Annotated in this window: 24 protein-coding genes and 1 pseudogene; 10 read left to right on the top strand and 15 right to left on the bottom strand. The window is 75.6% G+C overall.

Annotated elements, in window-relative coordinates; all coding sequences use genetic code 11:
• Positions 1 to 76: 76 nt before the first annotated feature.
• From ACI78R_RS14340 to ACI78R_RS14315, 6 genes are all read right to left on the bottom strand, one after another.
• Positions 77 to 1216, bottom strand: a complete 1140-nt coding sequence (locus ACI78R_RS14340; RefSeq protein ID WP_073420853.1) for an NDMA-dependent alcohol dehydrogenase — start codon at positions 1214 to 1216, stop codon at positions 77 to 79.
• A gap of 102 nt (positions 1217 to 1318) precedes the next feature.
• A complete protein-coding gene (locus ACI78R_RS14335; RefSeq protein WP_457041195.1) occupies positions 1319 to 1894 on the bottom strand; it encodes an MOSC domain-containing protein in 576 nt (191 codons plus the stop codon).
• On the bottom strand, positions 1891 to 3012 hold the full coding sequence (locus ACI78R_RS14330; protein WP_073420851.1) for an XdhC family protein: 1122 nt from the start codon (positions 3010 to 3012) through the stop codon (positions 1891 to 1893). The genes ACI78R_RS14335 and ACI78R_RS14330 overlap by 4 nt, the downstream gene beginning before the upstream one ends.
• The gene (locus ACI78R_RS14325) at positions 3005 to 4126 is read right to left on the bottom strand and encodes a vWA domain-containing protein (protein WP_073420850.1); all 1122 of its coding nucleotides are present in this window, start codon (positions 4124 to 4126) and stop codon (positions 3005 to 3007) included. Before ACI78R_RS14325 ends, ACI78R_RS14330 begins: the two co-directional genes overlap by 8 nt.
• A complete protein-coding gene (locus ACI78R_RS14320; RefSeq protein WP_336030627.1) occupies positions 4116 to 5030 on the bottom strand; it encodes an AAA family ATPase in 915 nt (304 codons plus the stop codon). Before ACI78R_RS14320 ends, ACI78R_RS14325 begins: the two co-directional genes overlap by 11 nt.
• A 142-nt stretch (positions 5031 to 5172) precedes the next feature.
• Positions 5173 to 6144, bottom strand: coding sequence for a PRC and DUF2382 domain-containing protein (locus ACI78R_RS14315; protein WP_457041194.1), 972 nt, complete (start codon positions 6142 to 6144; stop codon positions 5173 to 5175).
• Between the two features lie 275 nt (positions 6145 to 6419).
• Between ACI78R_RS14315 and ACI78R_RS14310 the strand changes: the two genes are divergently transcribed.
• A complete protein-coding gene (locus ACI78R_RS14310) occupies positions 6420 to 7292 on the top strand; it encodes a DUF3097 domain-containing protein (protein ID WP_245794882.1) in 873 nt (290 codons plus the stop codon).
• A gap of 264 nt (positions 7293 to 7556) precedes the next feature.
• Here ACI78R_RS14310 and ACI78R_RS14305 read toward each other — a convergent pair whose 3' ends face one another.
• Together ACI78R_RS14305 and ACI78R_RS14300 are read right to left on the bottom strand one after the other, a co-directional pair.
• Positions 7557 to 8396, bottom strand: a complete 840-nt coding sequence (locus ACI78R_RS14305) for an aldo/keto reductase (RefSeq protein WP_457041193.1) — start codon at positions 8394 to 8396, stop codon at positions 7557 to 7559.
• Positions 8397 to 8468: 72 nt separating this feature from the next.
• A complete protein-coding gene (locus ACI78R_RS14300) occupies positions 8469 to 9725 on the bottom strand; it encodes an MFS transporter (protein ID WP_457041192.1) in 1257 nt (418 codons plus the stop codon).
• Between the two features lie 192 nt (positions 9726 to 9917).
• On the opposite strand from ACI78R_RS14300, the gene ACI78R_RS14295 reads away from it, so the two are divergent.
• From ACI78R_RS14295 to ACI78R_RS14270, 6 genes are all read left to right on the top strand, one after another.
• Complete coding sequence (locus ACI78R_RS14295; RefSeq protein ID WP_073422655.1) at positions 9918 to 10796, top strand: hypothetical protein; 879 nt, start codon at positions 9918 to 9920, stop codon at positions 10794 to 10796.
• Between the two features lie 148 nt (positions 10797 to 10944).
• A complete protein-coding gene (moaA, locus tag ACI78R_RS14290) occupies positions 10945 to 12009 on the top strand; it encodes a GTP 3',8-cyclase MoaA (RefSeq protein WP_083629024.1) in 1065 nt (354 codons plus the stop codon).
• 4 nt (positions 12010 to 12013) lie between these two features.
• On the top strand, positions 12014 to 12256 hold the full coding sequence (locus ACI78R_RS14285; RefSeq protein ID WP_073422656.1) for a MoaD/ThiS family protein: 243 nt from the start codon (positions 12014 to 12016) through the stop codon (positions 12254 to 12256).
• A 69-nt stretch (positions 12257 to 12325) separates the two neighbouring features.
• On the top strand, positions 12326 to 13714 hold the full coding sequence (locus ACI78R_RS14280; protein WP_457041191.1) for a hemolysin family protein: 1389 nt from the start codon (positions 12326 to 12328) through the stop codon (positions 13712 to 13714).
• Positions 13707 to 14756 carry a hemolysin family protein gene (locus ACI78R_RS14275; RefSeq protein WP_073422658.1) on the top strand — a complete coding sequence of 350 codons (1050 nt, stop codon included), beginning with the start codon at positions 13707 to 13709 and terminating at the stop codon, positions 14754 to 14756. Before ACI78R_RS14280 ends, ACI78R_RS14275 begins: the two co-directional genes overlap by 8 nt.
• Positions 14753 to 14971, top strand: a complete 219-nt coding sequence (locus ACI78R_RS14270) for a hypothetical protein (protein ID WP_457041190.1) — start codon at positions 14753 to 14755, stop codon at positions 14969 to 14971. The genes ACI78R_RS14275 and ACI78R_RS14270 overlap by 4 nt, the downstream gene beginning before the upstream one ends.
• A gap of 49 nt (positions 14972 to 15020) precedes the next feature.
• Here the strand turns inward: ACI78R_RS14270 and ACI78R_RS14265 are convergent, their stop codons facing one another.
• From ACI78R_RS14265 to ACI78R_RS14235, 7 genes and pseudogenes are all read right to left on the bottom strand, one after another.
• Positions 15021 to 15446, bottom strand: coding sequence for a molybdenum cofactor biosynthesis protein MoaE (locus ACI78R_RS14265; RefSeq protein ID WP_457041189.1), 426 nt, complete (start codon positions 15444 to 15446; stop codon positions 15021 to 15023).
• A complete protein-coding gene (locus tag ACI78R_RS14260; protein WP_457041188.1) occupies positions 15443 to 16036 on the bottom strand; it encodes a nucleotidyltransferase family protein in 594 nt (197 codons plus the stop codon). The genes ACI78R_RS14265 and ACI78R_RS14260 overlap by 4 nt, the downstream gene beginning before the upstream one ends.
• A 117-nt stretch (positions 16037 to 16153) precedes the next feature.
• A complete protein-coding gene (locus ACI78R_RS14255; RefSeq protein ID WP_457041238.1) occupies positions 16154 to 16609 on the bottom strand; it encodes a TOBE domain-containing protein in 456 nt (151 codons plus the stop codon).
• A gap of 120 nt (positions 16610 to 16729) precedes the next feature.
• A pseudogene (locus ACI78R_RS14250) lies at positions 16730 to 17173 on the bottom strand (ATP-binding cassette domain-containing protein); the annotation flags it as partial.
• A gap of 29 nt (positions 17174 to 17202) precedes the next feature.
• Entirely contained in the window at positions 17203 to 17997 is a 795-nt protein-coding gene (locus ACI78R_RS14245) for an ABC transporter permease (RefSeq protein ID WP_073422662.1), read from the bottom strand.
• The gene (modA, locus tag ACI78R_RS14240) at positions 17994 to 18785 is read right to left on the bottom strand and encodes a molybdate ABC transporter substrate-binding protein (RefSeq protein WP_457041187.1); all 792 of its coding nucleotides are present in this window, start codon (positions 18783 to 18785) and stop codon (positions 17994 to 17996) included. The genes ACI78R_RS14245 and modA overlap by 4 nt, the downstream gene beginning before the upstream one ends.
• Before the next feature lie 42 nt (positions 18786 to 18827).
• Positions 18828 to 19223, bottom strand: a complete 396-nt coding sequence (locus ACI78R_RS14235; protein WP_073422664.1) for a TOBE domain-containing protein — start codon at positions 19221 to 19223, stop codon at positions 18828 to 18830.
• 214 nt (positions 19224 to 19437) lie between these two features.
• On the opposite strand from ACI78R_RS14235, the gene ACI78R_RS14230 reads away from it, so the two are divergent.
• The 3 genes from ACI78R_RS14230 to ACI78R_RS14220 all read left to right on the top strand — a co-directional run bounded on the left by ACI78R_RS14230 (position 19438) and on the right by ACI78R_RS14220 (position 22840).
• On the top strand, positions 19438 to 21150 hold the full coding sequence (locus ACI78R_RS14230) for a RecQ family ATP-dependent DNA helicase (protein WP_073422665.1): 1713 nt from the start codon (positions 19438 to 19440) through the stop codon (positions 21148 to 21150).
• Positions 21151 to 21243: 93 nt separating this feature from the next.
• Complete coding sequence (locus tag ACI78R_RS14225) at positions 21244 to 21444, top strand: hypothetical protein (RefSeq protein WP_073422666.1); 201 nt, start codon at positions 21244 to 21246, stop codon at positions 21442 to 21444.
• 4 nt (positions 21445 to 21448) lie between these two features.
• Positions 21449 to 22840, top strand: a complete 1392-nt coding sequence (locus tag ACI78R_RS14220) for an amidase (protein ID WP_457041186.1) — start codon at positions 21449 to 21451, stop codon at positions 22838 to 22840.
• Positions 22841 to 22846: the final 6 nt, after the last annotated feature.

Genomic DNA, 22846 nt, shown 5'->3' with positions numbered 1-22846 from the left:
CTCCTCTCGTGGTGCGGGACCTGCGCATCCGAGGGGGGCGGGTGCGCAGGTCCCGGGTCGGTGGACGGCGAGCGGCTCAGGCCGGCGCGCCCTCCAGCGGCGGGGTGTCGTAGACGATGACGCCGCGGATGTTCTTCCCGTTGACCAGGTCCTCGTAGCCCTCGTTGACCTGGTCGAGCGTGTACGTCTTCGTGATCAGCTCGTCGAGCTTGAGGTCGCCGGACTGGTACAGCTCGATCATCTTCGGGATGTCGTGGAACGGGTCGCCCGAGCCGAACAGGCTGCCCTTCACGGTCTTCTCGAACAGCGTGAGCAGCGAGCTGGACAGCTCGATGTTGTTCTTCGTGGGGTCCGCCAGGCCGGTGATCACCGCTGTCCCGCCCTTGCGGATGGTGTTGACCGCGTCGGTGACGACCTTCGCGTCGACGACGCCGACGGTGATGATCGCCTTGTCCGCGCCGACGCCGCGGGTCAGCTCCTGGACGAGCTCCATCGCCTCTTCGGCGGTCTCGCAGCTGTGCGTGGCGCCGAGCTGCTCGGCGGCCTCCCGCTTGTTGGGCAGCGGGTCGACGGCGACGACGTTGCGCGCCCCGGCCAGCGCCGCGCCCTGCACGCTGTTGATCCCGATGCCGCCGATGCCGTAGATGACGATCGTGTCGCCGGGCTCAGTGGCCGCCGCGTGCACCGCCGACCCCCAGCCGGTCGGGACGCCGCACCCGATGAGCACGACCTTGTCCAGCGGCAGGTCGGGGTCGACCTTGACGGCGGAGTTCTCGCTGATGACGGCGCGCTCGGAGAACGTGCCGAGCATGCACATGCCGCCGTAGTCGTTGCCGTCGTCGTCGTGGAAGCGGTACGTGCCGTCGGGCAGGTTGCCGACCAGGATCGACGCGCCCATGTCGCAGAGGTTGGACTTGCCCGTGGAGCACCAGCGGCAGTGCCCGCACACCGGCAGGAACGAGCAGACGACGTGGTCGCCGGGCTGCAGCCGGGTCACCCCGGGGCCCACCTTCTCGATCACCCCGGCGCCCTCGTGCCCGCCCACGATGGGGAACTGGGGGACGATGTCGCCGTGCCGCAGGTGCTCGTCGGAGTGGCACAGGCCGGCGGCGACGTAGCGGATGAGCACCTCCCCGGCCTTGGGTTCGTCGAGCTCGAGCTCGGTGATCTCGAACGGCTTCCCGACGTCGCGCAGTACGGCTGCCCTGGTCCTCATCGACCCTCCCGTCGTCGGCCGCCGCGACTCGGCGGCACCTCCCGGCGCGGGCCATCGTCGTGACGCCGGTGTGACCGGGGCCACCCCCGGACGGGGGGATGCTCAGCCGCGCGGGCGGGGCAGCACCCGGTGGACCTCGCCCGCGCGCGCCGGGTCCAGCGGCACCGCGCTCGCCAGCACCGCCGGGCCGAGCCGCAGGACGCCGTCGCTCAGCGGGGCGCAGCGCACGCCCGCGCGGCCGCGCATGCCGCGGTGGGCGCCGGGCGCGAGCACGGTGTCCAGCCACGCGCAGGGGTTGGCCGGGCGCCCGCCGCGCAGGACGACGACGCCCTCCCCGCAGTCGAGGGAGAACGTCTCGCCGCGCAGCGCCTCCACCTCCGCGCCCCGCAGGACGACGTTGCGGCGGGTGAGCAGCGGGTCCAGCGCCCCGGCGCCGAGCTCGGCGGCCAGCGCCTCCACCGACTCGGCGGCGAGCACCGTGACGGCGGCGTCGCGGTGCGCGGGCCGGCCGGCGTAGCGGTCGCCGACGACGCCGTGCCCGGCCCGCACCTCGACCCGGCCGACCCGGTCGCCGTCCTGCGGCGGGACGGCCCCCGCGGGGCGCCCGTCGTAGCGGTGCACCGGCGAGACCACCAGCCCGACGACCTCGACGTCGTAGGTGTGCGGGAGCCCCGTCACCGCTCGGCGGTGCGGTGGATGGGGCCCTCCGTCCCGGTCAGCCGCTCCCCCGTGCCGCCCCAGCGCCCGGCGATGACCTCCGCGGCGATGGACACGGCGGTCTCCTCGGGCGTGCGGGCGCCCAGGTCCAGGCCGATCGGCGAGGACAGCCGGTCCAGCTCGGCGTCGGACAGCCCGGCCTCCCGCAGCCGCTCCAGCCGCTCGTCGTGCGTGCGCCGCGAGCCCATCGCGCCGACGTAGGCCACCGGCAGCCGCAGCGCGACCTCCAGCAGCGGGACGTCGAACTTCGGGTCGTGGGTGAGCACGCACAGCACGGTGCGCTCGTCGATCCGGCCGGCGTCGACCTCGGCCTGCAGGTAGCGGTGCGGCCACTCGACGACGACCTCGTGCGCGTCGGGGAACCGGCGGGCGGTGGCGAACACGGGGCGGGCGTCGCAGACGGTGACCCGGTAGCCGAGGAAGGCGCCCACCCGCGCCACCGCCGCGGCGAAGTCGATCGCGCCGAACACCACCATCCGCGCCGGCGGGGCGAAGGAGGAGACGAACAGCGTCAGCTCGTCGCCGCGCCGCTCGCCGTCGTGGCCGTAGGTCAGCGTGCCGGTGCGCCCGGCGGCGAGCATGCCGCGGGCGTCGTCGGCGACGGCGTCGTCGAGTCGCTGCAGGCCGAGCGTGCCGGAGGACCGGTCGGGCCAGAGCACCAGCCGCCGTCCGATGCGGTCCTCCGGGCCGCGGACGACCGTGACGACGGCGACCGGCTCGTGCCGGCCGACGGACTCGGCGATCTCCCCGAGCTCGGGGAACGACTCGCGCGACACCGGCTCGACGAAGACGTCGAGGATCCCGCCGCAGGTCAGCCCGACGGCGAACGCGTCGTCGTCGCTGACGCCGTAGCGCTCCAGCGTCGGGACGCCGGACTCGACGACGTCCTTGGCCTCCTCGTAGACCGCGCCCTCGACGCAGCCGCCGGACACGCTGCCGACCGCCGTCCCGTCGGGGCCGACGAGCATGGCCGCGCCGGCCGGCCGCGGCGCCGAGCGCCACGTGGCGACCACGGTCCCCATGCCGACCGTCTCCCCGGCCTGCCACCACCCGACCAGGTCGTCCAGGACTTCACGCACGCGAGATCACCCCTGACAGTTCCTCGAAGGCGGCCAGGCTGTGGCCCGACACGAACGCGTCAACCGACGGCAGCGCCGCCTGCATCCCGCCGGTGAGCGGCTCGTACCCGGCCCGCCCCTTGTGCGGGTTGACCCAGACGACGGCGTGGGCGAGCCGGCGCAGCCGGGCCATCTGCTCGCGCAGCAGGTCGGGGCTGCCCCGCTCCCACCCGTCGCTGCACACGACCACGATCGCGCCGCGCGCGGTGCCGCGCTGCCCCCACCGGTCGAGGAAGGCCTTGAGCACCTCCCCGAGCCGCGTGCCGCCGGACCAGTCGGGGATCGCGTCGCCGCTGGCGGTCAGCGCCCGGTCGGGGTCGCGCAGCCGCATCTCCCGGGTGACGCGGGTGAGCCGGGTGCCGATCGTGAACACCTCGGTGGACGCCGGCCGGGCGCGCACCGCCGCGTGCGCGAAGCGCATGAGCGCGTCGGCGTAGGGGCTCATGGAGCCGGAGACGTCGACCAGCAGCACCACCCGCCGCGGCCGGGGCCGGGACCGCCGGTGCATCAGCCGGGTGACCTCGCCGCCGTCGCGCAGCGCCCGCCGGACGGTGCGCGCGGGGTGCACCACGCCGTGGGTGTCCGCGCGCCGCCGCCGGGACGGCCGCATCGGCGCGGCCGGGCGGACCAGCGCGAACAGCCGGCGCAGGTGCTCGCGCTCGGCCGGCGTCAGGTCCGCGACGTCGCGGTGGCGCAGCACCTCGTCGCCGGACGCCGCGACGGCGAGGTCCGCGGGGTCCTCGCCCCGCTCCCCCGTCCCGCCGCCCTCCTCCAGGGGCGCGGCGGTGGACACCAGCGGCGGCGGCTCCTGCGCGGTCGCGGGCCGGCGCCGGGGCGCCTCCCCGCCGAACCAGGCGGCGAAGGCGGCGTCGTAGCGGTCGAGGTCGTCGGGCCCGGAGCACAGCGTCAGGCGACCGGCCCAGTAGACGGCGGTGGCGTCGAGGACGTCGAGGGCCGCGACCGCGGACAGCATCGCCTCGACCCGGTCGGGCGAGGCGGCCACGCCGGCGGCGCGCAGCGTGCGGGCGAACCCGAGGACGACGCCGACGACGTCCCCGGCGCGCTCAGCCGCCACCGAACAGCGCCCCGCGGGCCAGGGCGTGCACCCGGTCGGTGTCCTCGCGGTACTTGAGCACCGCCCCGAGGGTGCGCGCGGCGAGGTCGGGGTCGAGGTCGCGGGCGCCGAGGGCGTGCAGCGCGCTGGCCCAGTCCATCGCCTCCGCGACCCCCGGCGGCTTGAGCAGGTCCAGGCTGCGCAGCTTCGCCGTCGCCCGGGCCACCTCGCGGGCGAGCTGCTCGGTGACCTCCGGGAGCCGGGTGCGCAGGATGGCGACCTCGCGCTCGAAGTCGGGGTGCTGCAGCCAGTGGTAGAGGCAGCGGCGCTTGAGGGCGTCGTGCACCTCGCGGGTGCGGTTGGACGTGAGCACGACCAGCGGCGGGACGTCGGCGTGCACGGTGCCGAGCTCGGGGATGGAGATCGTGAAGTCCGAGAGCACCTCGAGGAGGAACGCCTCGAACTCGTCGTCGGCGCGGTCGACCTCGTCGACCAGCAGCACGCTCGGGGAGTCCTCGAGCGCCTGCAGCAGCGGCCGGGCGAGGAGGAAGCGGCGGTCGTAGAGGGAGGCCTCCAGGGCCTGGGTGTCCCCGGTGGCGTGCGCGGCCTCGGCGGCCCGCAGGTGCAGCAGCTGGCGGCCGAAGTCCCAGTCGTAGAGGGCCTGGCTGGCCTCGAGGCCCTCGTAGCACTGCAGGCGGTAGATCGGCCGGCCGGTGACCTGGGCGAGCGCCCGGGCCAGCGCCGTCTTGCCGACGCCGGCCTCGCCCTCGAGGAACAGCGGGCGGCGCATGACCAGGGCCAGGTAGGCGGCGGTCGCCAGTCCCTCGTCGGGCAGGTAGCCGGTGTCCTGCAGGGCGGCGGCCAGCTCCTCGGGGCTGCCGGGGAGCCCGTCGGTGCGGAGGACGGCGGCCGTGGTCTCGCTCACGCCGCCGAGCATCCCACCTGGCCGCGGGGCCGGCCGCCCCCGACCGGGGGTCCCCCGACAGCACGGTGGCCGGCCGGGAGTCGAGGTCTCCGGCCGGCCACCGCCGACTGTGGTGCGTCCCGCCCCTACGGGCGGGAGGGCGTCACCGCCCGATCTTGCCGTCGTTGTCGCGGTCGAGGGCGTCCTTGGCCTTCTGCACGAAGCCGCGGTCGTCCCGGCCGGTGGTGCCGGTCGTGGTGCCGGTGCCGGCGACGCCGGTGGTGCCACCGTCGACCTCGATCTCCTCCTTGCGCACCTGCTCGCTGACCTGCTGCTGCTCGGTCACCGTCTGGGTGTCCAGGCGGACGCGCTCGACCGGCACGGCCTCCTTCTCCACGACGGGGCGCTCGGCGTGCAGGACGACCTCGTGCTCCTCCTCGGAGATGGCCGGGCCGTCCATGGCGTCGCCGTAGTTGGCGTCGGTGATCGGCTCGCGCTCGACCCGGACCTCCTCGTGGGAGACCGGCACGGTCTGCGTCACGTTCTCGCTGACGACGTACTTGCGCAGCCGCGCCCGGCCGGCCTCGACCCGCTGGGTGCCCACGGCGAGGTGCTCCTCGGAGCGGGTCATCGCGTTGTCGGTGGTCGGGCCGGAGGTGTCGTGGCCCACGGTGCCGCGGGTCTCGAGGTCGTCGCGGACGCCGTCGCGGTCGCGGTCCATGCCCGCGGTGCCGGCCACGCCGGTGCCGGCGGTGGTCAGGTCCTGCTGGCCGCGGGTCTGGTCCATCGAGTAGGTGCCGGCGGTGCCGGTGTCCGTCGTCGTGGTCTGCGTGGTCTGCGTGCCCGAGCCGTAGCCGAGGCCGTAGTACCGGTACAGCTCCTGCTCCTCCTGCGGGGAGAGGTGGCCGTCGGTGTCGACCTTCGGCGCGTCCTTGACCTGGGCCTTGGTGACGCCCACGCGCAGGCCGTCGTTGGTCAGGTCGGCGTCACGCAGCGGGACGAAGGACTCCTTGGTGCCGAACAGACCGGTGCGCACCGTGGCCCACTCCGGCTGACCGGTCTCGTCGTCGAGGTAGACCTCGGAGGCGGACCCGATCTTCTCGCCCGACTGGTCGTAGACGTCCTGTCCGATCACACGGCTGATGGTGTCGGTGCCGATCATCGTCGTTTCGCGCTCCCATCTGAGCTCTGGTGTAACGGTCGACTCAATGGGTGACCGAGGTCGGCGGACCGAAACGACCGGATCGGATCTTCGTCCGCCCGTCACCGTCCGTCCTCGTTCCGGCAACCGCGCCCCTCCCCCCGGCGGGACGACGTCCGTCCAGGTCAGCGCGGTGTGTCGGAGGACGTCGCCGTATCGCTCGACGAGCGACGACTCGTAGCGGTACGTGACCGTCCGGTCGCCCGGGCGTGTCGCGCTCGTCCCGCCCGGCGCGTCTCCACGGCTGGCGCGCCGTCATCGGCTCTATTGGAGGCGTGCCGCCCCGCTCGCCCTACGACAACCTGGTGCACCCCCGCACGGTGAAGAAGCCGCCGCCGCAGGTGGCCGCCGAGCGCGACCTCGTCGTCGAGGACCCGTCGTCCGGCTTCGTCGGCGCCGTCGTGCGCTGCGAGAAGGACGTCGTCCACCTCGAGGACCGGTTCGGGAAGGTCCGCGCCTACCCCCTCGGCCCCGGCTTCTGGGTCGACGGCCGGCCGGTGGTGCTCGTGCGCCCGACGCCGAAGGGCCCCGCGACGCCGACCCGCAGCGCCTCGGGCTCGACCTACGTGGCCGGCGCCCGCGCCCGCGTCGCCCGCGAGGGCCGCATCTACGTCGAGGGCAAGCACGACGCCGAGCTGGTCGAGAAGGTCTGGGGCCACGACCTGCGCATCGAGGGCGTCGTCGTGGAGCCGCTGCACGGCGTCGACGACCTGCCGGCCATCGTCCGCGAGTTCCGCCCGGGCCAGGGCCGGCGGCTCGGCGTGCTGGTCGACCACCTGGTGCGCGGGTCGAAGGAGTCGCGGATCGCCGAGCAGGTGACCGGGCAGCACGCGCTCGTCGTCGGGCACCCGTTCATCGACATCTGGCAGGCCGTCAAGCCCTCCGTCGTCGGCATCCGCGCCTGGCCGGAGGTGCCGCGGGGCGAGGACTGGAAGACCGGCGTCTGCCGGCGGCTCGGCTGGGAGGACGACACCGGCTACGTGTGGGCCCAGCGCATCCTCGCCCGCGTGCGCACCTGGACCGACCTCGAGCCCGCGCTCATCGGCCGCGTCGAGGAGCTCATCGACTTCGTGACCGAGTGATCGCGACACCGTGATCCTCCGGATCACACCGCGGCCAGGTGCCCGGAAGGACCTCGGTGCCCCCCACACCTCGCACGCTCGGCGCGGGCCCCTGCACCGAGGCCGGTCGACGCGCTGAGCCCTTCCCGGCGCTCGGTCGCGGGACCCTCCGGGCCCCACTCCTCCCGCCGCCTCGCAGGGCGGCTCGCGTGTCGCTGCGCCCCCGCCGCACGGCGACGGCCGCCGCCCCGGGAGGGGACGGCGGCCGTCGTGGTGGTGCTCCGGTCAGCTCGGCACGTAGTCGAACGTGTCCGGGTCCGGGCCGGTGCGCTCGCCGCGGTCGAGGCCGCTGATGGTGGCCATCTGGCCCTCGTCGAGCTCGAAGTCGAACAGCGCGAAGTTCTCCTCCACGCGCTTGCGGGTCACCGACTTCGGGAAGACGACGTCCCCGCGCTGCACGTGCCAGCGCAGCACGACCTGGGCCGGGGTGCGGCCCACCGTCTCCGCGATCGCGGTGATCGCCGGGTCGTCGAGCACCTTGCCCTGCGCGATCGGCGACCAGGCCTCGGTGACGATCTCGTGGTCGGCGTCGAAGGCCCGCACCTCGTCGTTGGCCAGGTACGGGTGGACCTCGATCTGGTTCACCGCCGGGCGCACGTCGGTCTCGGAGAACAGCCGGCGCAGGTGGTGCGGGTTGAAGTTGGAGACGCCGATCGCGCGGCAGCGGCCGCCGGCGTAGATCTCCTCCATCGCCTTCCACGTCTCGACGTAGTCGACGTCGATGGTCGGCAGCGGCCAGTGGATGAGGAACAGGTCGAGCTGCTCCAGGCCGAGGTCGGTCATCGTCTGGTCGAAGGCGCGCAGCGCGTCGTCGCGGCGGTGGAAGCCGTTGTTCAGCTTGCTCGTGACGAAGACCTCGGACGGGTCGATGCCCGACTCGCGGATCGCCTGCCCGACCTCCTTCTCGTTGCCGTACATCTCGGCGGTGTCGATGTGCCGGTAGCCGACCTCGAGCGCGGTGCGCACGGCCTCGACGGTGTTCTCCGGCTCGACCTGGTAGACGCCGAAGCCCAGCTGCGGGATCTCGACGCCGTTGTTCAGGCGGATGGTGGGCACGGTGGCCACGGGTGCTCCCTCTCGTCGTGGACGGTGGGCGGCGCGCCACTCCATGGCGCGCGCCTCTCCCGTCGGGGGCCGCTACCCGCCGACCGCGTCCTCAACCCGCGACGCGGGCTGCGTCACAGGCCCGGAGGCGCCGCGCCGGAGCAGCGGCGCACCGGCCAGCGCGATGAGCGCCGCCGAGGCGGCGGCCACCGCGGGCACGGCGAACGCGGCCTGCGCGCCCCAGGAGTCGACGGCGGCGCCGGCCAGCGCCGAGCCCGCGGTGACGCCGACGGTCAGCCCGGTGTTGGACCACGACAGCGCCTCGGTGAGCGCCGCGCGCGGCACCCGAGACTCGATCAGCGAGGCGCCCGACACCAGCACCGGGGCGACGGCGAGGCCGGCGAGGAACCCGGCGCCGATGAGCAGCGGCAGCGACGACACCGCCCACAGCCCCTGCGCGGCCACGCCGAAGAAGACGGCGGTGCCGAGGAACCGGGCGGCGAGCGTGCCGGGCAGCCGCGCGACGCCGTAGGCGAGACCCGCGACCAGGCTGCCGCCGGCGTACAGCGCCAGCGCGACGCCGGCCAGCGCGGGCACCCCGAGGGACTCGGCGTACCCCACGACGACGACGTCCATGGCGCCGAACACGGTGCCCACGCCCAGGTAGGCGGCGCACACGAGCAGCACCGCGGGCCCGAGGGCGGCCAGGCGCTGCGACCCGCCGCCCTCGCCGGCCGGCGTGACGACCGGCTCGGTGGCGCGCTGGCGCGCCAGCCACAGCCCGCCCACCGTGCCCAGCACGATGCCGGTGGTGAAGCCGGCGGCGGGGGCCACCAGCGTGCCGAGCACGGTCACCAGCGGCGGGCCGACGACGAACACGACCTCGTCGACGACGGACTCGAAGGCGAACGCGGTCTGGCGGCGCTCGGCGTCCTCCAGGGCCGCCACCCACCGGGCGCGGACCAGCGCGCCGATGTTGGGCAGGCTGGCGCCGGTGAGCGCCGCGAGGCCGAACCAGGTCCAGCGCGGCGCGTCGCCGACGACGACGCCGACGAACGCCAGGCCGGTGAGCAGGTAGGCCGCCATCGCCACCTGCAGCACCCGGCCCTGGCCGCGGCGGTCCATGGCGCGCGCCCACTGCGGGCCGGCGACCGAGGCGGTCAGCGCCAGGGTGCCCGAGACGGCGCCGGCGAGGGCGTAGCTGCCGGACTCGCCCTCGACGAGCAGCACCGCGCCGAGGCCGAGCATCGGCAGCGGCAGGCGGGCGACCCAGCCGGCGAGGGAGAACCAGGCGGCTCCGGGGACGGTGAACAGGCGTCCGTAGGGACCGAGGAGGGTGCGGGGTGACACGGGCTTCTCGCGCTTCCTGGCCACAGGCGAGTGCGGGTCTGCCCGCCGGACTCTCGGGTGGCGACGCGACCGTAACAACGGACGGGGACTCCGTCGTCCCGGTTTCCTCGCGACCGAGCGTGTCGACGTCGTCACTCAGGGGCGTTGCGAGGACCCTCCGTGGCGTCCCGCACACCTCTCCCGAGGAGCCCCGTGGCCCCGACCGCCCAGCGCGCCACCCGCCCGCTGCCCCTGCGCCTGCTGCTCGTCCTGCTGCTGGCCCTCACCGCCCTGCTGTCCCCCGGCACCGCCCGGGCCTCCGGCGGCGACGACGGTGGCACCCAGGGCGCCGCGGCGGGCGGCGACTTCGCCGTCACCGTCAACGGCCGGACCACGAACCCCGGCGCGGGCAGCGAGTACCGCCTCCGCGACACGACGCCCACGAGCCCGGTCGCCGTCCGCGGCCGGCACGTCACCTTCACGATCGACCCGGCCACCCTCGGCGTGTACGACTACGCGCTCACCGGCGCCCCCGATCCGCAGCGCATGGTCACCGCCCCGACCGTCGTCTTCTCCTCGAAGGTGCCGGTGCTCACCGCCGCCCAGCTGCGCGGCGTGCGGATCGGTGAGCTGCGGCTGCGCGACGACGTCCTCGTCGTCACCTTCACGACCGCCTCCGGCGGCAAGCTCAAGGTGCAGGCGAAGGACGCCCCGCAGGGGGGCATCTTCCAGATGGAGCAGGAGTTCGGCGTCGCCGTCGAGTACGTGCACACCCTGGGCCCCGGCCTCTTCTACTTCGTCAACGAGTTCACCGGGAAGGTCAACCTCGGCAACGGCGTCGCCGGCGACGCCACGCACCAGATGCTGCTCGGCAAGGACAGCCCGCAGGTGGCCACCCGGCTGTCGCTGTCGGCGACGACGTCCCGCTGGTCGGTGGCCTCGGGCGGGCGCATGGGCGGCGTGCTCGGCGAGGACGCCGTCGAGCTGTCCGCCGGCGCGACGAACTGCACCAGCGACTGCCAGGCCCGCAACCGCATCCAGGGCTCGGTCCCCGTCCCGCCGGACCCGACCTCCCCCACCCCGATCGGCTGACCACCCCGCCGGCGTGCAACGTCGGTGCAGCACCCGCATCCGCGGGCGCGGCCGGGACTCCCCGGTGGCGTCCGCGGATGCGGCGTTCCGGGGCCCCGGTGCCGCGGGACCGGGGACGGCCGGGCCTCCCGCGGCTACATTCGCCAGCGTGAGTGCCACCCCGCTGCCCGACCCCCGGCCCCGTCGCGCCGACGCGGTCGAGGGCGGTGCGGCCCCGGGCACCGGGGGCCTGGTCGACCGGCACGGCCGCGTGGCCACCGACCTGCGGGTGTCGCTCACCGACCGCTGCAACCTGCGCTGCTCCTACTGCATGCCGCCCGAGGGCCTGCAGTGGCTGCCCAAGGTCGAGCAGCTCACCGACGACGAGGTCGTCCGGCTGGTGCGCATCGGCGTCGAGCAGCTCGGCATCCGCGAGGTCCGCTTCACCGGCGGCGAGCCGCTGCTGCGCCCGGGCCTGCCCGGCATCGTCGCGGCCGCGACCGCGCTCACCCCGCGTCCCGAGGTCAGCCTGACCACCAACGCGATCGGGCTGTCCCGCGTGGCCCCCGCGCTCGCCGAGGCCGGGCTGGACCGCATCAACGTCAGCCTCGACACCCTCGACCGCGAGCGCTTCAAGCGGCTCACCCACCGCGACCGGCTCGACGACGTGCTGGCGGGCCTGCGGGCCGCGCACGACGCCGGGCTCACGCCGGTGAAGGTCAACGCCGTCCTGCTGCGGGGCGTCAACGAGGAGGACGCCGTCCCGCTGCTGGACTACTGCCTGGAGCACGGCTACCAGCTGCGGTTCATCGAGCAGATGCCGCTCGACGCCCACCACGCGTGGACCCGCGGCGAGATGGTCACCGCCGAGGACATCCTGGAACGGCTGTCGGCGGCGCACGTGCTCACGCCCGACACCGAGGAGCGCGGCTCGGCCCCGGCCGAGCGGTGGCTGGTCGACGGCGGCCCCGCCACGGTCGGCGTCATCGCGTCGGTCACCCGCTCGTTCTGCGGCACCTGCGACCGCACCCGGCTCACCGCCGACGGCCAGATCCGCAACTGCCTGTTCGCCCGCGACGAGTCCGACCTGCGGACGGCGATGCGCGAGGGCGCCACCGACGCCGAGCTGGCCGACCGGTGGCGGATCGCCACGCTGGCCAAGCTCCCCGGCCACGGCATCGACGACCCGAGCTTCCTGCAGCCGAGCCGGCCGATGTCGGCCATCGGGGGATGACCCGGTGGCGGTGACCGTCCGCTACTTCGCCGGCGCCCGCGCGGCCGCCGGCGTCGACACCGAGACCTGTGAGGCCACCACGCTCGAGGAGCTGGTCGGCCGGATCGTCGAGTCCCACGGCGAGCGTCTCGAGCGGGTGCTCACCGCCTGCTCGTTCCTGGTCGACGGAACCCAGACGCGGGACCGCGCGTTGGCACTCGGACCCGGGGCAGTCGTCGACGTGCTGCCCCCCTTCGCCGGAGGATGACCGCCCCCTCGTGAGCTCGCCTCACCATACGAGCCGTCCCCGTCCGCTCCGCTCCGCCGAGGTCACCCCATGACCGAGTGGCTGCTCGTCCTCGTCGGCGTCCTGCTGGTCGCCGCCTGTGCGGCGTTCGTGGCCTTCGAGTTCGCCCTGGTGACCGTCGACCGGCCCACCGTCGAGCGCGCCGCCGACGCCAGTGACCGCCGGGCCGGCGGGGTGCTCGCCGCGCTGCGGACGCTGTCCACGCAGCTCTCGGGCGCCCAGCTCGGCATCACCGTCACCAACCTGGCGATCGGCTTCGTCGCCGAGCCGTCCATCGCCGAGCTGCTACGCGGGCCGCTGGAGTCGGCCGGGCTGTCCGGCGCGGCCGCCCGGTCGGTGTCGATCACGCTCGCGCTGGTGCTCGCCACCGTGCTGACCATGGTGTTCGGCGAGCTGGTGCCCAAGAACGTGGCGATCAGCGAACCGCTGCGCACCGCCCGCGCGGTCGCCGGCTTCCAGCGCGGCTTCACCCGGGCCACCGCCCTGGTCATCCGCTTCCTCAACGGCTGGGCCAACGCGCTGCTGCGCCGGCTGTTCGGCGTCGAGCCGCAGGAGGAGCTGGCCTCCGCCCGCTCGCCGGAGGAGCTGACCTCGCTGGTCCGCCGCTCGGGCCGGCAGGGGACGCTGCCCACGGAGACCGCCACGCTGCTCGAGCGCGGGCTGGCCTTCGGTGAGCTGCGCGCCAGCGACGCCGCCACGCCGCGCACCCGCATGACGACCGTGCCCGCCGGCGCGCCCGTCGACGAGGTGCTCACCGCGGCCCGCGACTCGGGCCACTCGCGCTTCCCCGTCGTCTCCGGCGCCGGCATCGACGACGTCGTCGGCATGGTCCACGTGAAACACGCCCTGGCCGTCCCGCGCGACCGGCGCGCCGCCACCGCGGTGTCGGCGGTGATGCTGCCGGCGCTGTTCGTGCCCACCTCGCGCCGGCTGGACGACCTCCTGGGCGACCTGCGCCGCGGCGGCCTGCAGATGGCCGTCGTCGTCGACGAGTACGGCGGCACCGACGGCGTGGTGACCGTCGAGGACCTCGTCGAGGAGCTGGTCGGCGACCTCGTCGACGAGTACGACGAGGAGGGCGGCGACGACGTCGTCGACCGCGGCGACGGCACCTGGTCGGTGTCGGGCCTGCTGCGCCCCGACGAGGTGGCCGCCGCGACCGGCCTGGCCGTGCCGTCGGACCGCCACTGGGAGACCCTCGGCGGGCTCGTCCTGCACGTGCTCGGCCGGATCCCCGAGGTCGGCGACCGCATCGAGGCCCGCCCGACCCTGCCGCCGGAACTCGCCGCCGAGGCCGAGGGCCTGCCCGCCGGGGTGTGGGTGCAGGTCGAGCGGGTCGACGGCACCCGGGTGGAGCGCGCCGTCGTCGGCGGCGTGCCCGCCACCACCGGCGACGACGAGGAGGACGACCGTGGGTGACTGGCTCGGCGTCCTGGTCGCCGTCGTCCTGCTGCTGGCCAACGCCTTCTTCGTCGGCGCGGAGTTCGCGCTGATCTCCGCGCGCCGCTCGTCGATCGAGCCGCTGGCCGAGGCGGGGTCGCGCCGCGCCCGCACGACGCTCGCGGCGATGGAGCGCGTCTCGCTGATGATGGCCGGCGCGCAGCTGGGCATCACCGTCTGCTCGCTGGGCCTCGGCGCCATCGGCGAGCCCGCCGTGGCGCACCTGCTGGAGCCGGTCTTCGCGGCGCTGTCGGTGCCCGAGGCGCTCGTGCACCCGATCTCGTTCGTCATCGCGCTGACCGTCGTCGTGGCGCTGCACGTGGTGATCGGCGAGATGGTGCCGAAGAACCTGGCGCTGGCCGGCCCCGACCGCGCCGCGCTGGCGCTCGCCCCCCCGCTGCGCGCCGTCGTCACCGTGCTCAAGCCGGTCATCGTGTCGCTCAACGCGCTGGCCAACGGCGTCCTGCGGCTGCTGCGCGTGCAGCCCAAGGACGAGGTGACCAGCGCGTTCACCCGCGACGAGGTGGCCGGGCTGCTCGACGAGTCCCGCGCCGGCGGCCTGCTCGACGAGCGCGGGCACGAGCTGCTCACCGGCGCGCTGCAGCTGGAGGACCGCGACACCCGCTCGGTGCTCATCCCCCGCGCGGCGCTGACCACGGTGGCGCCCGGCGACGGGACCGACGCCGTCGAGCGGGCGGCCGCGGCCACCGGCTTCTCCCGGTTCCCCGTGGCCGACGGCGACCGGCTGCTCGGCTACGTGCACGTGAAGGACGTCCTGGTGGCCGACGGCGCGCCGGAGCCGCGGGTCCGCGACATCACCCGGCCGCTGCCGCGGGTGGCCGCCGCCGACGACCTGCGGCGCACGCTGGGCGTGATGCAGGCCGGACGGGCACAGTTCGCGGCGGTGACCGACGGCGGCCGGGTGGTCGGCGTCGTGGCCCTGGAGGACATCCTCGAGGAGCTGGTCGGCGAGATCCGGGATGCTGCACACAGGGGTACGGAGAGGACGGGAACGCGATGAGCTTCGTGGACAAGGCCAAGGCGAAGGCCGAGGAGCTGCTGGGCCGGGCCGAGGAGGTCTACGGCGAGTCGCACGGCGACGCCGCCGCGCAGGTGGCCGGTGAGGCGCACCGCCTCGAGGCCGAGGTCGAGCTCGAGGAGGAGCGCGCCGAGGAGGCCGCCCACGGGCACGGCACCGCGCGCCCGACGGACGAGGACGGCCGCACCGTCGGCTGAGTCCGCTCAGCCGCCGGGCCGGTGTGTCACCGGCCGGCGGCCGGCCGCCTCAGGGGCAGGCCACCCACTCCTCGTCGCCGTCGGTGAAGACCTGGCGCTTCCAGATGGGCAGCCGCTTCTTCACCTCGTCGACGAGCTCGGCGCACGCGGTGAACGCCTCGCCGCGGTGGGCGGAGCTGACCGCGCAGGCCAGGGCGACGTCGCCGATGCCGAGCAGGCCGACGCGGTGGGAGACGGCGACCGCGCGCACGCCGGGCCGGGCGGCGAACTCCTCGGCCAGCTCGGTGATGACCCGCTCCGCGGTCGGGTGGCCGACGTACTCGAGCTCGGTCACCGAGCGGCCGCCGTCGGTGTCGCGGACGACGCCGGAGAAGGAGACGACGGCACCCGCGCCCGCGTCGGCGACGGCCTGCTCGTGCTCGGCGACGGACAGCGGCTCGTCGACGACTCTGGCGACCAGGTGCCCGGCGATCACGGGCCCGAAGCTACCCCGTCGCCGGACCCGGCCGGGGGCACGTCGAGGTCGACCGGGTCGGCCAGGCCGGTGCAGTCGACCTCCGTGACGTCGTGCGCGGCGAGGTACCGGCGGGCGCCCTCGTCGCCGGCCGCCGTCGCCGCCACCCCGGCCCAGTGCTCCCGGCCGAGGAGCACCGGGTGCCCGCGGACGCCGTCGTAGGTGGCGACGGCGAGCGCGCCGGGGGAGGCGTGCGCGGCGACCGCCCGCAGCGCCTCCGGCGTCATGCCCGGCATGTCCACGAGCGTGACGAGGGCCGCGTCGACCCGGCCCGGCCAGCCGCGCAGGCCGTCGAGGCCGGTGCGCAGGCTGGAGGCCATGCCGCTCTCCCAGTCGCGGTTGGCCAGCACCGTGGCGCCGGTGAGGTCCGCGGCCTGCCACACGTCGACCGCGCGGGCGCCGAGGACGACCAGCACCGGGTCGCAGGCCGCGCGCGCCGTCCGCACCGCCCGCTCGACCAGCAGGCTGCCGTCGTACTCGACCAGCGCCTTCGGCATCCCGTAGCGGCGGCCCCCGCCCGCGGCGAGGACCAGCCCGGCGACCGTGCTCATGCCCCTCCCTCCCCTGCCCCGCATGATCAGCCGGCCTGGTCGTGTCGCGTCCTGGCTCACGTCCCACGGTGAGCCAGGACGCGTCCCGGTGATCCCGCCTGATCATGCGCCGACCCCTCAGCGGGCGTAGACGGCGACCTCGGAGGCCTTCACCACCGCCCACACCGGTGAGCCCGGCGCGAGGCCGAGCTCGGCGAACGCGGTGGCGGTGACGTCGGCGAGCAGCGGCACCTCGCCGTCGAGCTCGCAGCGCACCGTGGAGCCGTGCGGCGTCGCGCCGGCCACGGTGGCGGGCCAGGCGTTGCGCGGGCTGCCCTCGGGCCGCGAGGGGTACAGCGCCACCGACTCCGGGCGGACGGCGACCAGCACCGGCCCGCTCGCGGGCTCGGCCACGGTGACCGCTCCCCCGCCGTCCAGGCGCACCGTCGTCCCCTCCGCCGTGCCGGGCAGCAGCGACAGCCCGACCAGCCGGGCCACGTAGTCGGTGCGCGGGTGCCGGGCGACGTCGGCGGGCGGGCCGGCCTGCACCACGGCGCCGTCCTCGACGACGAGCACGCGGTCGGCCAGCGCCATCGCGTCGACCGGGTCGTGGGTGACCAGCACGGTGCTGCCGGCGAAGTCGGCGAGGTGGCGCCGCAGCTCGGCGCGGACGGCCAGGCGGGTGCGGGCGTCCAGCGCCGACAGCGGCTCGTCGAGCAGCAGCAGCGCGGGGTCGCCGACCAGCGCCCGGGCCAGCGCCGCCCGCTGCGCCTGCCCGCCGGAGAGCTGCCCGGGCCGCCGCGGCCCGTGCTCGGCCAGCCCCACCCGCGCCAGCCACGCGGCCGCGGCGGCACGCGCCTCCCGCCTCGGCACGCCGCGCGTCCGCGGGCCGAAGGCGACGTTCTCCAGCACCGACAGGTGGGGGAACAGCAGGTGGTCCTGGAACACCATCCCGAGCGGCCGGCGGTGGGCGGGCAGGTGCACGCGGGCGGCGACGTCGTCCCACGGGGTGCCGTCGACGGCGACCCGGCCGCCGTCGGGCGCGAGCAGCCCGGCGAACACGCGCAGCAGCGTGGACTTGCCCGCGCCGTTCGGGCCGAGGACGGCGAGCACCTCGCCGTCGGCCACCTCCAGGGCGACGTCGACGGTCAGCGGCCCCCGGCGGACGACGACGTGCGCGTCCACGCTCACGCGGCGGCGCCCCGGCCGAGCCAGCGGTCGCGCAGCAGCAGCAGGGTGGCGACCGAGACGACGAGCAGGACGAGGGAGAGCACGATCGCCGCCTGCGGGTCGCGCTGCAGGGCCAGGTAGACGGCGAGCGGCATCGTCTGCGTGGTGCCGGGGAAGTTGCCGGCGAAGGTGATCGTGGCGCCGAACTCCCCGAGCGCGCGGGCCCAGCACAGCACCGCGCCCGCGGCGACGCCCGGCGCCACCAGCGGCAGGGTGACGCGGCGGAAGGTCGTCCAGCGGTCGGCGCCGAGGGTGGCGGCGGCGTCCTCGTAGCGGACGTCGGCGGCCCGCAGCGCGCCCTCGACGCTGATGACGAGGAACGGCATGGCCACGAACGTCTCGGCGATGACCACCGCCGTCGTGGTGAACGGGATGGTGATGCCGAAGGCGTCGTCGAGCCAGCTGCCGACGATCCCCTGCCGGCCGAGCACGAGGAACAGCGCGACGCCGCCGACCACCGGCGGCAGCACCAGCGGCACGGTGACCAGCGCGCGCAGCACCGACCGCCCGCGCGCCCGGGAGCGGGCGAGCACCCAGGCCAGCGGCACGCCGAGGACGACGGAGACGAGCGTGGCGAGCGTCGCCGAGACCAGCGACAGCCGCAGCGCCTGCCCGACGCCGGGCGCGGTGAGCAGGGCACCGAGCTGCGACCAGGGCGTGCGGACCAGCAGCCCGGCCAGCGGCAGCACCAGGAAGGCGACGGCGAGGGCCGCCGGGACCAGCAGCGGCGCCGGGGTGCGGGCGCGCCTCACGGTGCCCGGAAGCCGGCGTCCTGCAGGGCCTGCTGCCCCTCGTCGGAGAGCACCAGGTCGACGAAGGCGCGGGCGGCGTCGGGGTTGGGCGCGCCGGCCAGCGTGCAGAGCGGGTAGTCGTTGACGGCGTCCTCGGCCTCGGGGACGGAGATGCCCTCGACGGCGTCGCCGGCGGCCACGACGTCGGTGGCGTAGACCAGCGCGGCGTCGACCTCGCCGAGCTCGACCTTGGTCAGCGCGGCCCGGACGTCCTCCTCCTGCGTGTCCGGGCGCGGGGTGACGCCGGCCGCGGCGAAGACGTCCTCGGCCGCGGCGCCGCAGGGCACGTCCGGCGCGCAGACGGCGAGGGCGAGCTCCTCACGGGCGAAGTCGGCGAGGCCGGTGACGCCGGCGGGGTTGCCGGCGGGCACGGCGATCTGCAGGACGTTGGCGGTGAAGACGGTGGGGTCGCCGTCGGCCAGGCCCGCGTCGGTCACGACCGACATCTGGGCGCCGTTGGCGGAGGCGAAGACGTCGGCCGGGGCGCCCTGCGTGAGCTGGGTGGCCAGTGCCGAGCTGCCGGCGAAGTTGAACTGCACGGTCAGCCCGTCGTTCTCCGCCTCCAGCTGCTCGCCGAGGGCGGTGAAGACGTCGGTGAGCGAGGCGGCGGCGAAGACGGTGAGCGTGCCGGTGGGCCCGCCGTTCCCGCCGGTCGGCGTCGTGGCGGCCGCGCCGTCGTCGCCGCCTCCGCAGGCCGACGCCGCCAGGGCCACTGCCGTCAGTCCCGCGAGGACGCGTCCGCTCCGCATGCGCGGGACCCTAGCCCCTGCCGGTCCGCTGGTGCGGAACAGCTACGGGACGTCGACGCTCACCTGCGTCGCCTTGACCGTCGCCACGGCGCGGACGCCGACCTCGAGGCCGAGCTCGTCGGCGGCCTCGCGGGACATGAGCGAGACCAGCCGGAACGGGCCGGCCTGGATCTCGACCTGGGCCATCACGGTGTCGCGGAGGACGCGGGTGACGATGCCGGCGAGCCGGTTGCGCGCCGAGGAGCCCCGGGTGGTGCCGGGCTCGGGCGCCTCGTGCAGCTCGGTCGCCAGGCGGGCGAGGTCGGCGCCGTCGACGTGCGCCGGCCCGCCGCCCTCGCGGGAGGCGGGGAGGCGGCCGCTGTCGATCCACCGGCGCACCGTGTCGTCGCTGACCCCGAGCAGCGCCGCGGCCTCGGCGATCCGGTAGCTCGCGCTCACGCCGGGCGACCCTAGTCGCCGGGCCGCCGTCCGCTGACCCGTCCCGCGGAGGGACGGGCACGCGGTGTGCAGGCACCGCGCCCGGGGAGCCCGTGCGAGCGCGCTGCGTGCACAGGGCGCGGGCCGGACGGGCGCGCGGGGACGCCGCCACCCTCCCAGGGTCGGGCCACCTGCGTTCCGTTTGCCGATCACGGCACCCGGGGAGTGGCAGCCGGTGTCACGCACCCCCAGCGAGAACCCCGCCGGCGGCTCGGCGTCCGTCCGCACCCGCCGGCTGCGCGAGAAGGCCCGCGACGTCCTCGGCTTCGAGGAGTTCCGGCCGGGCCAGGAGCGCGCCATGCAGGCGGTCCTCGCCGGGCGGGACACCCTGGCGGTGCTGCCGTCCGGCGCCGGCAAGAGCGCCGTCTACCAGGTCGCCGGGCAGCTCGTCGACGGCCCCGTGGTGATCGTCTCGCCGCTGATCGCCCTCCAGCGCGACCAGGTCGAGCGGCTCGCGGAGCTCGGCGAGCGGGCCGGCCGCGCCGCCCAGCTGAACTCCAGCCTGTCGGCCGGCGACCAGCGCGCCGCCCTCGAGGGCCTGGCGGACGGAACGGTCCGCTTCCTCTTCCTCGCGCCCGAGCAGCTGACCAAGCCCGAGGTCGTCGACGCCGTCCGCGACGCCGGCCCGGCGCTGTTCGTCGTCGACGAGGCGCACTGCGTCTCCGCCTGGGGCCACGACTTCCGGCCCGACTACCTGCGGCTCGGCCAGGTCGTCGAGCAGCTCGGCCACCCGACCGTGCTCGCGCTCACCGCCACCGCCGCGCCCCCGGTGCGCGCGGAGATCGTCGAGCGGCTGTCCATGCGCGACCCGGAGGTCGTCGTCGCCGGGTTCGACCGTCCCGAGATCCGCCTGGAGGTGGACCACCACGCCGACGCGCACGGCAAGCGCGCCGCCGTCCTCGACCGGGCCGCGGGCGAGGTCGAGGCCGGCCGCGGCCCGGGCATCGTCTACAGCGCCACCCGCAAGGGCACCGTCGACCTCGCCGACGCCCTCACCGAGCGCGGCCTGCGCGCCCGGCCGTACCACGCGGGCCTGAGGAAGAGCGAGCGCGAGGACACCCAGCGCGCGTGGATGGACGACGAGCTCGACGTCGTCGTCGCCACCACCGCCTTCGGCATGGGCATCGACAAGCCCGGCACCCGCTTCGTCGTGCACGCCGAGCCGGCGGACTCCGTCGACAGCTACTACCAGGAGATCGGCCGGGCCGGCCGCGACGGCGAGCCCGCCCTCGCGGTGCTCGTCTACCGCCAGGAGGACCTCGGCCTGCGCCGGTTCTTCGCCGCCGGCGCCCCCGCCGAGGAGGAGTTGCAGCAGGTCGCCGGCCTCGTCGCCGCGGCGCCGGCGGCCGGCCTCGACGACGGCGTCGACGTCAGGACGCTGCGCGAGGAGACCGGCCGCGGCGCCACCCCGCTGGCCCGGGACCTCAACTTGCTCGAGCAGGTGTCCGCCGTGGTCCTCGACGACGAGGGCGCAGCCCACCCCGCCGAGGGCGCCCCCGCCCCGGGGGACGCCGCGGCCGCCGCGCGGGAGCTCGCCGAGCACCACGAGCGCGTCGACCAGAGCCGCGTCGAGATGATGCGCGGCTACGCCGAGACCACCGAGTGCCGCCGCCAGTACCTGCTCGGCTACTTCGGCGAGCAGCTCGAGGAGCCGTGCGGCAACTGCGACACCTGCTCGGCCGGCACCTCGCACGAGCAGCACGTCGGCGACGACACCGACACGCCCTTCCCGCCCGAGACGCCGGTGACCCACACCGAGTGGGGGCCCGGCGTGGTCATGCGGGTGGAGGACGACCGCGTCGTCGTGCTGTTCGAGGAGGTCGGCTACAAGACCCTGGCGCTCAAGGCGGTCGAGGCCAACGACCTGCTGCAGGTCCGCGGCGCCTGACGGGGCGGCGGGGGCGGGCGGAGGCCCCTGCGCGAGCGCGGGGACCCGGGCATGCTGTGCGGCACGTCACACCTCGACCGGAAGAGGGAGCCCATGGCCTCGACCCCGCGGTCGCCGCTCGGCGACGAGGCGCTCGACCAGCTGCTCGCCCACGCCCGCCTGGAGCTCGGCCCGGACCGGCGCACGGCCGCCACCCCCGCCGTGACCATGGTCCTGGGGCTCTACGACAGCCTCGACGCGATCGCGGTGGGCGAGACCCCGCCGGCCACCGGCTTCGACGCGCGGTGGGAGTGAGGACGTGCAGCCCTTCGAGCTGAGCATCGCCGAGGCCGCCCGGCAGATCGAGCGGCGCGCGCTATCCCCGGTCGAGCTCGTGCAGTCCGCGCTCGACCGCATCGCGGAGGTCGAGGACCGCCTGGGCGCCTTCGTCGTCGTGACCGCCGACGAGGCGCTCGAGGCCGCCCGCCGGGCGGAGCAGGAGATCCGCGACGGCGGACACCGCGGCCCGCTGCACGGCATCCCCGTGGGCATCAAGGACCTCTACGACGTGGCCGGCCTCCCGACCACGTCCAGCTCCGCGGTGCGCTCGGGGCACGTCGCCACGGAGGACTCCGCCTGCGTGGCCCGGCTCCGCGACGCCGGGGCGGTGGTGGTGGGCAAGACGCACACCCACGAGTTCGCCTACGGGGTGCTCACGCCGACCACCCGCAACCCCTGGGACACCGGGCGCGTGCCGGGCGGCTCCAGCGGCGGGTCCGGGGCCGCGGTGGCCGGCGGGGAGTGCCTGATGGGTATGGGCACCGACACCGGTGGCTCGATCCGCATCCCGGCGTCCGTGTGCGGCACCGTCGGCCTCAAGCCGACCTACGGCCGGGTGTCCCGCGCCGGGGTCACCTCGCTGTGCTGGTCGCTCGACCATGCCGGGCCGCTCACGCGCACCGTGCGCGACGCGGCCCTCACGCTGCAGGCGATCGCCGGGTTCGACGCCCGCGACCCGGGTTCGGCGAAGGAGCCGGTCCCCGACTTCACGGCCGGCCTCGACGCCGGTGTCGCCGGCCTGGTGCTCGGCGTCCCGGCCAACTACTTCTTCGACGACGTCGACCCCGAGGTGGAGGCGGCCGTCCGGGAGGCGATCGGCGTCCTCGAGGCCCGGGGGGCGCGGCTGCGGGAGGTGGAGATCCCCTACGCCGAGCAGATGATGGCCGTCGAGTTCGGGGTCCTCGTGCCCGAGGCCAGCGCCTACCACCAGGAGATGCTGCGGGAGTCCGGGGACCTCTACACCGACGACGTCCGGGTCTTCCTCGAGGCCGGCGAGACGGTGCTCGCCACGCAGTACATCAAGGCGCTGCGCGTCCGGACGCTGGTGCAGCAGGCCTTCCGCCGCGCGTTCGAGGGCATCGACGCGCTCGTGTGCCCGACCCTGCCCGCCGCGGCGGCCGCGGTGGGGCAGCAGACCTTCGCCTTCCCCGGCGGCACGGAGAAGGCGGTCATCGACGCCTGGGTCGGGCACTCGGCCCCCGGCAACGTCACCGGCCTGCCGGCGCTGTCCGTCCCGTGCGGCTTCACCTCCGCCGGGCTCCCGATCGGGCTCCAGGTGATCGGCCGCCCGTTCGACGAGGCGGGCGTGCTCCGCGTGGGGCAGGCCTACGAGTCCGCGACCGACTGGGGCGCGCGGCGCCCCCCGCTGTAGGAGGAC

The sequence above is a fragment of the Geodermatophilus sp. SYSU D01106 genome (genome assembly GCF_054049995.1).
The sequence above is the reverse complement of the archived record's forward strand: the minus strand, read 5'-3'. Positions and strand labels throughout refer to the sequence as shown.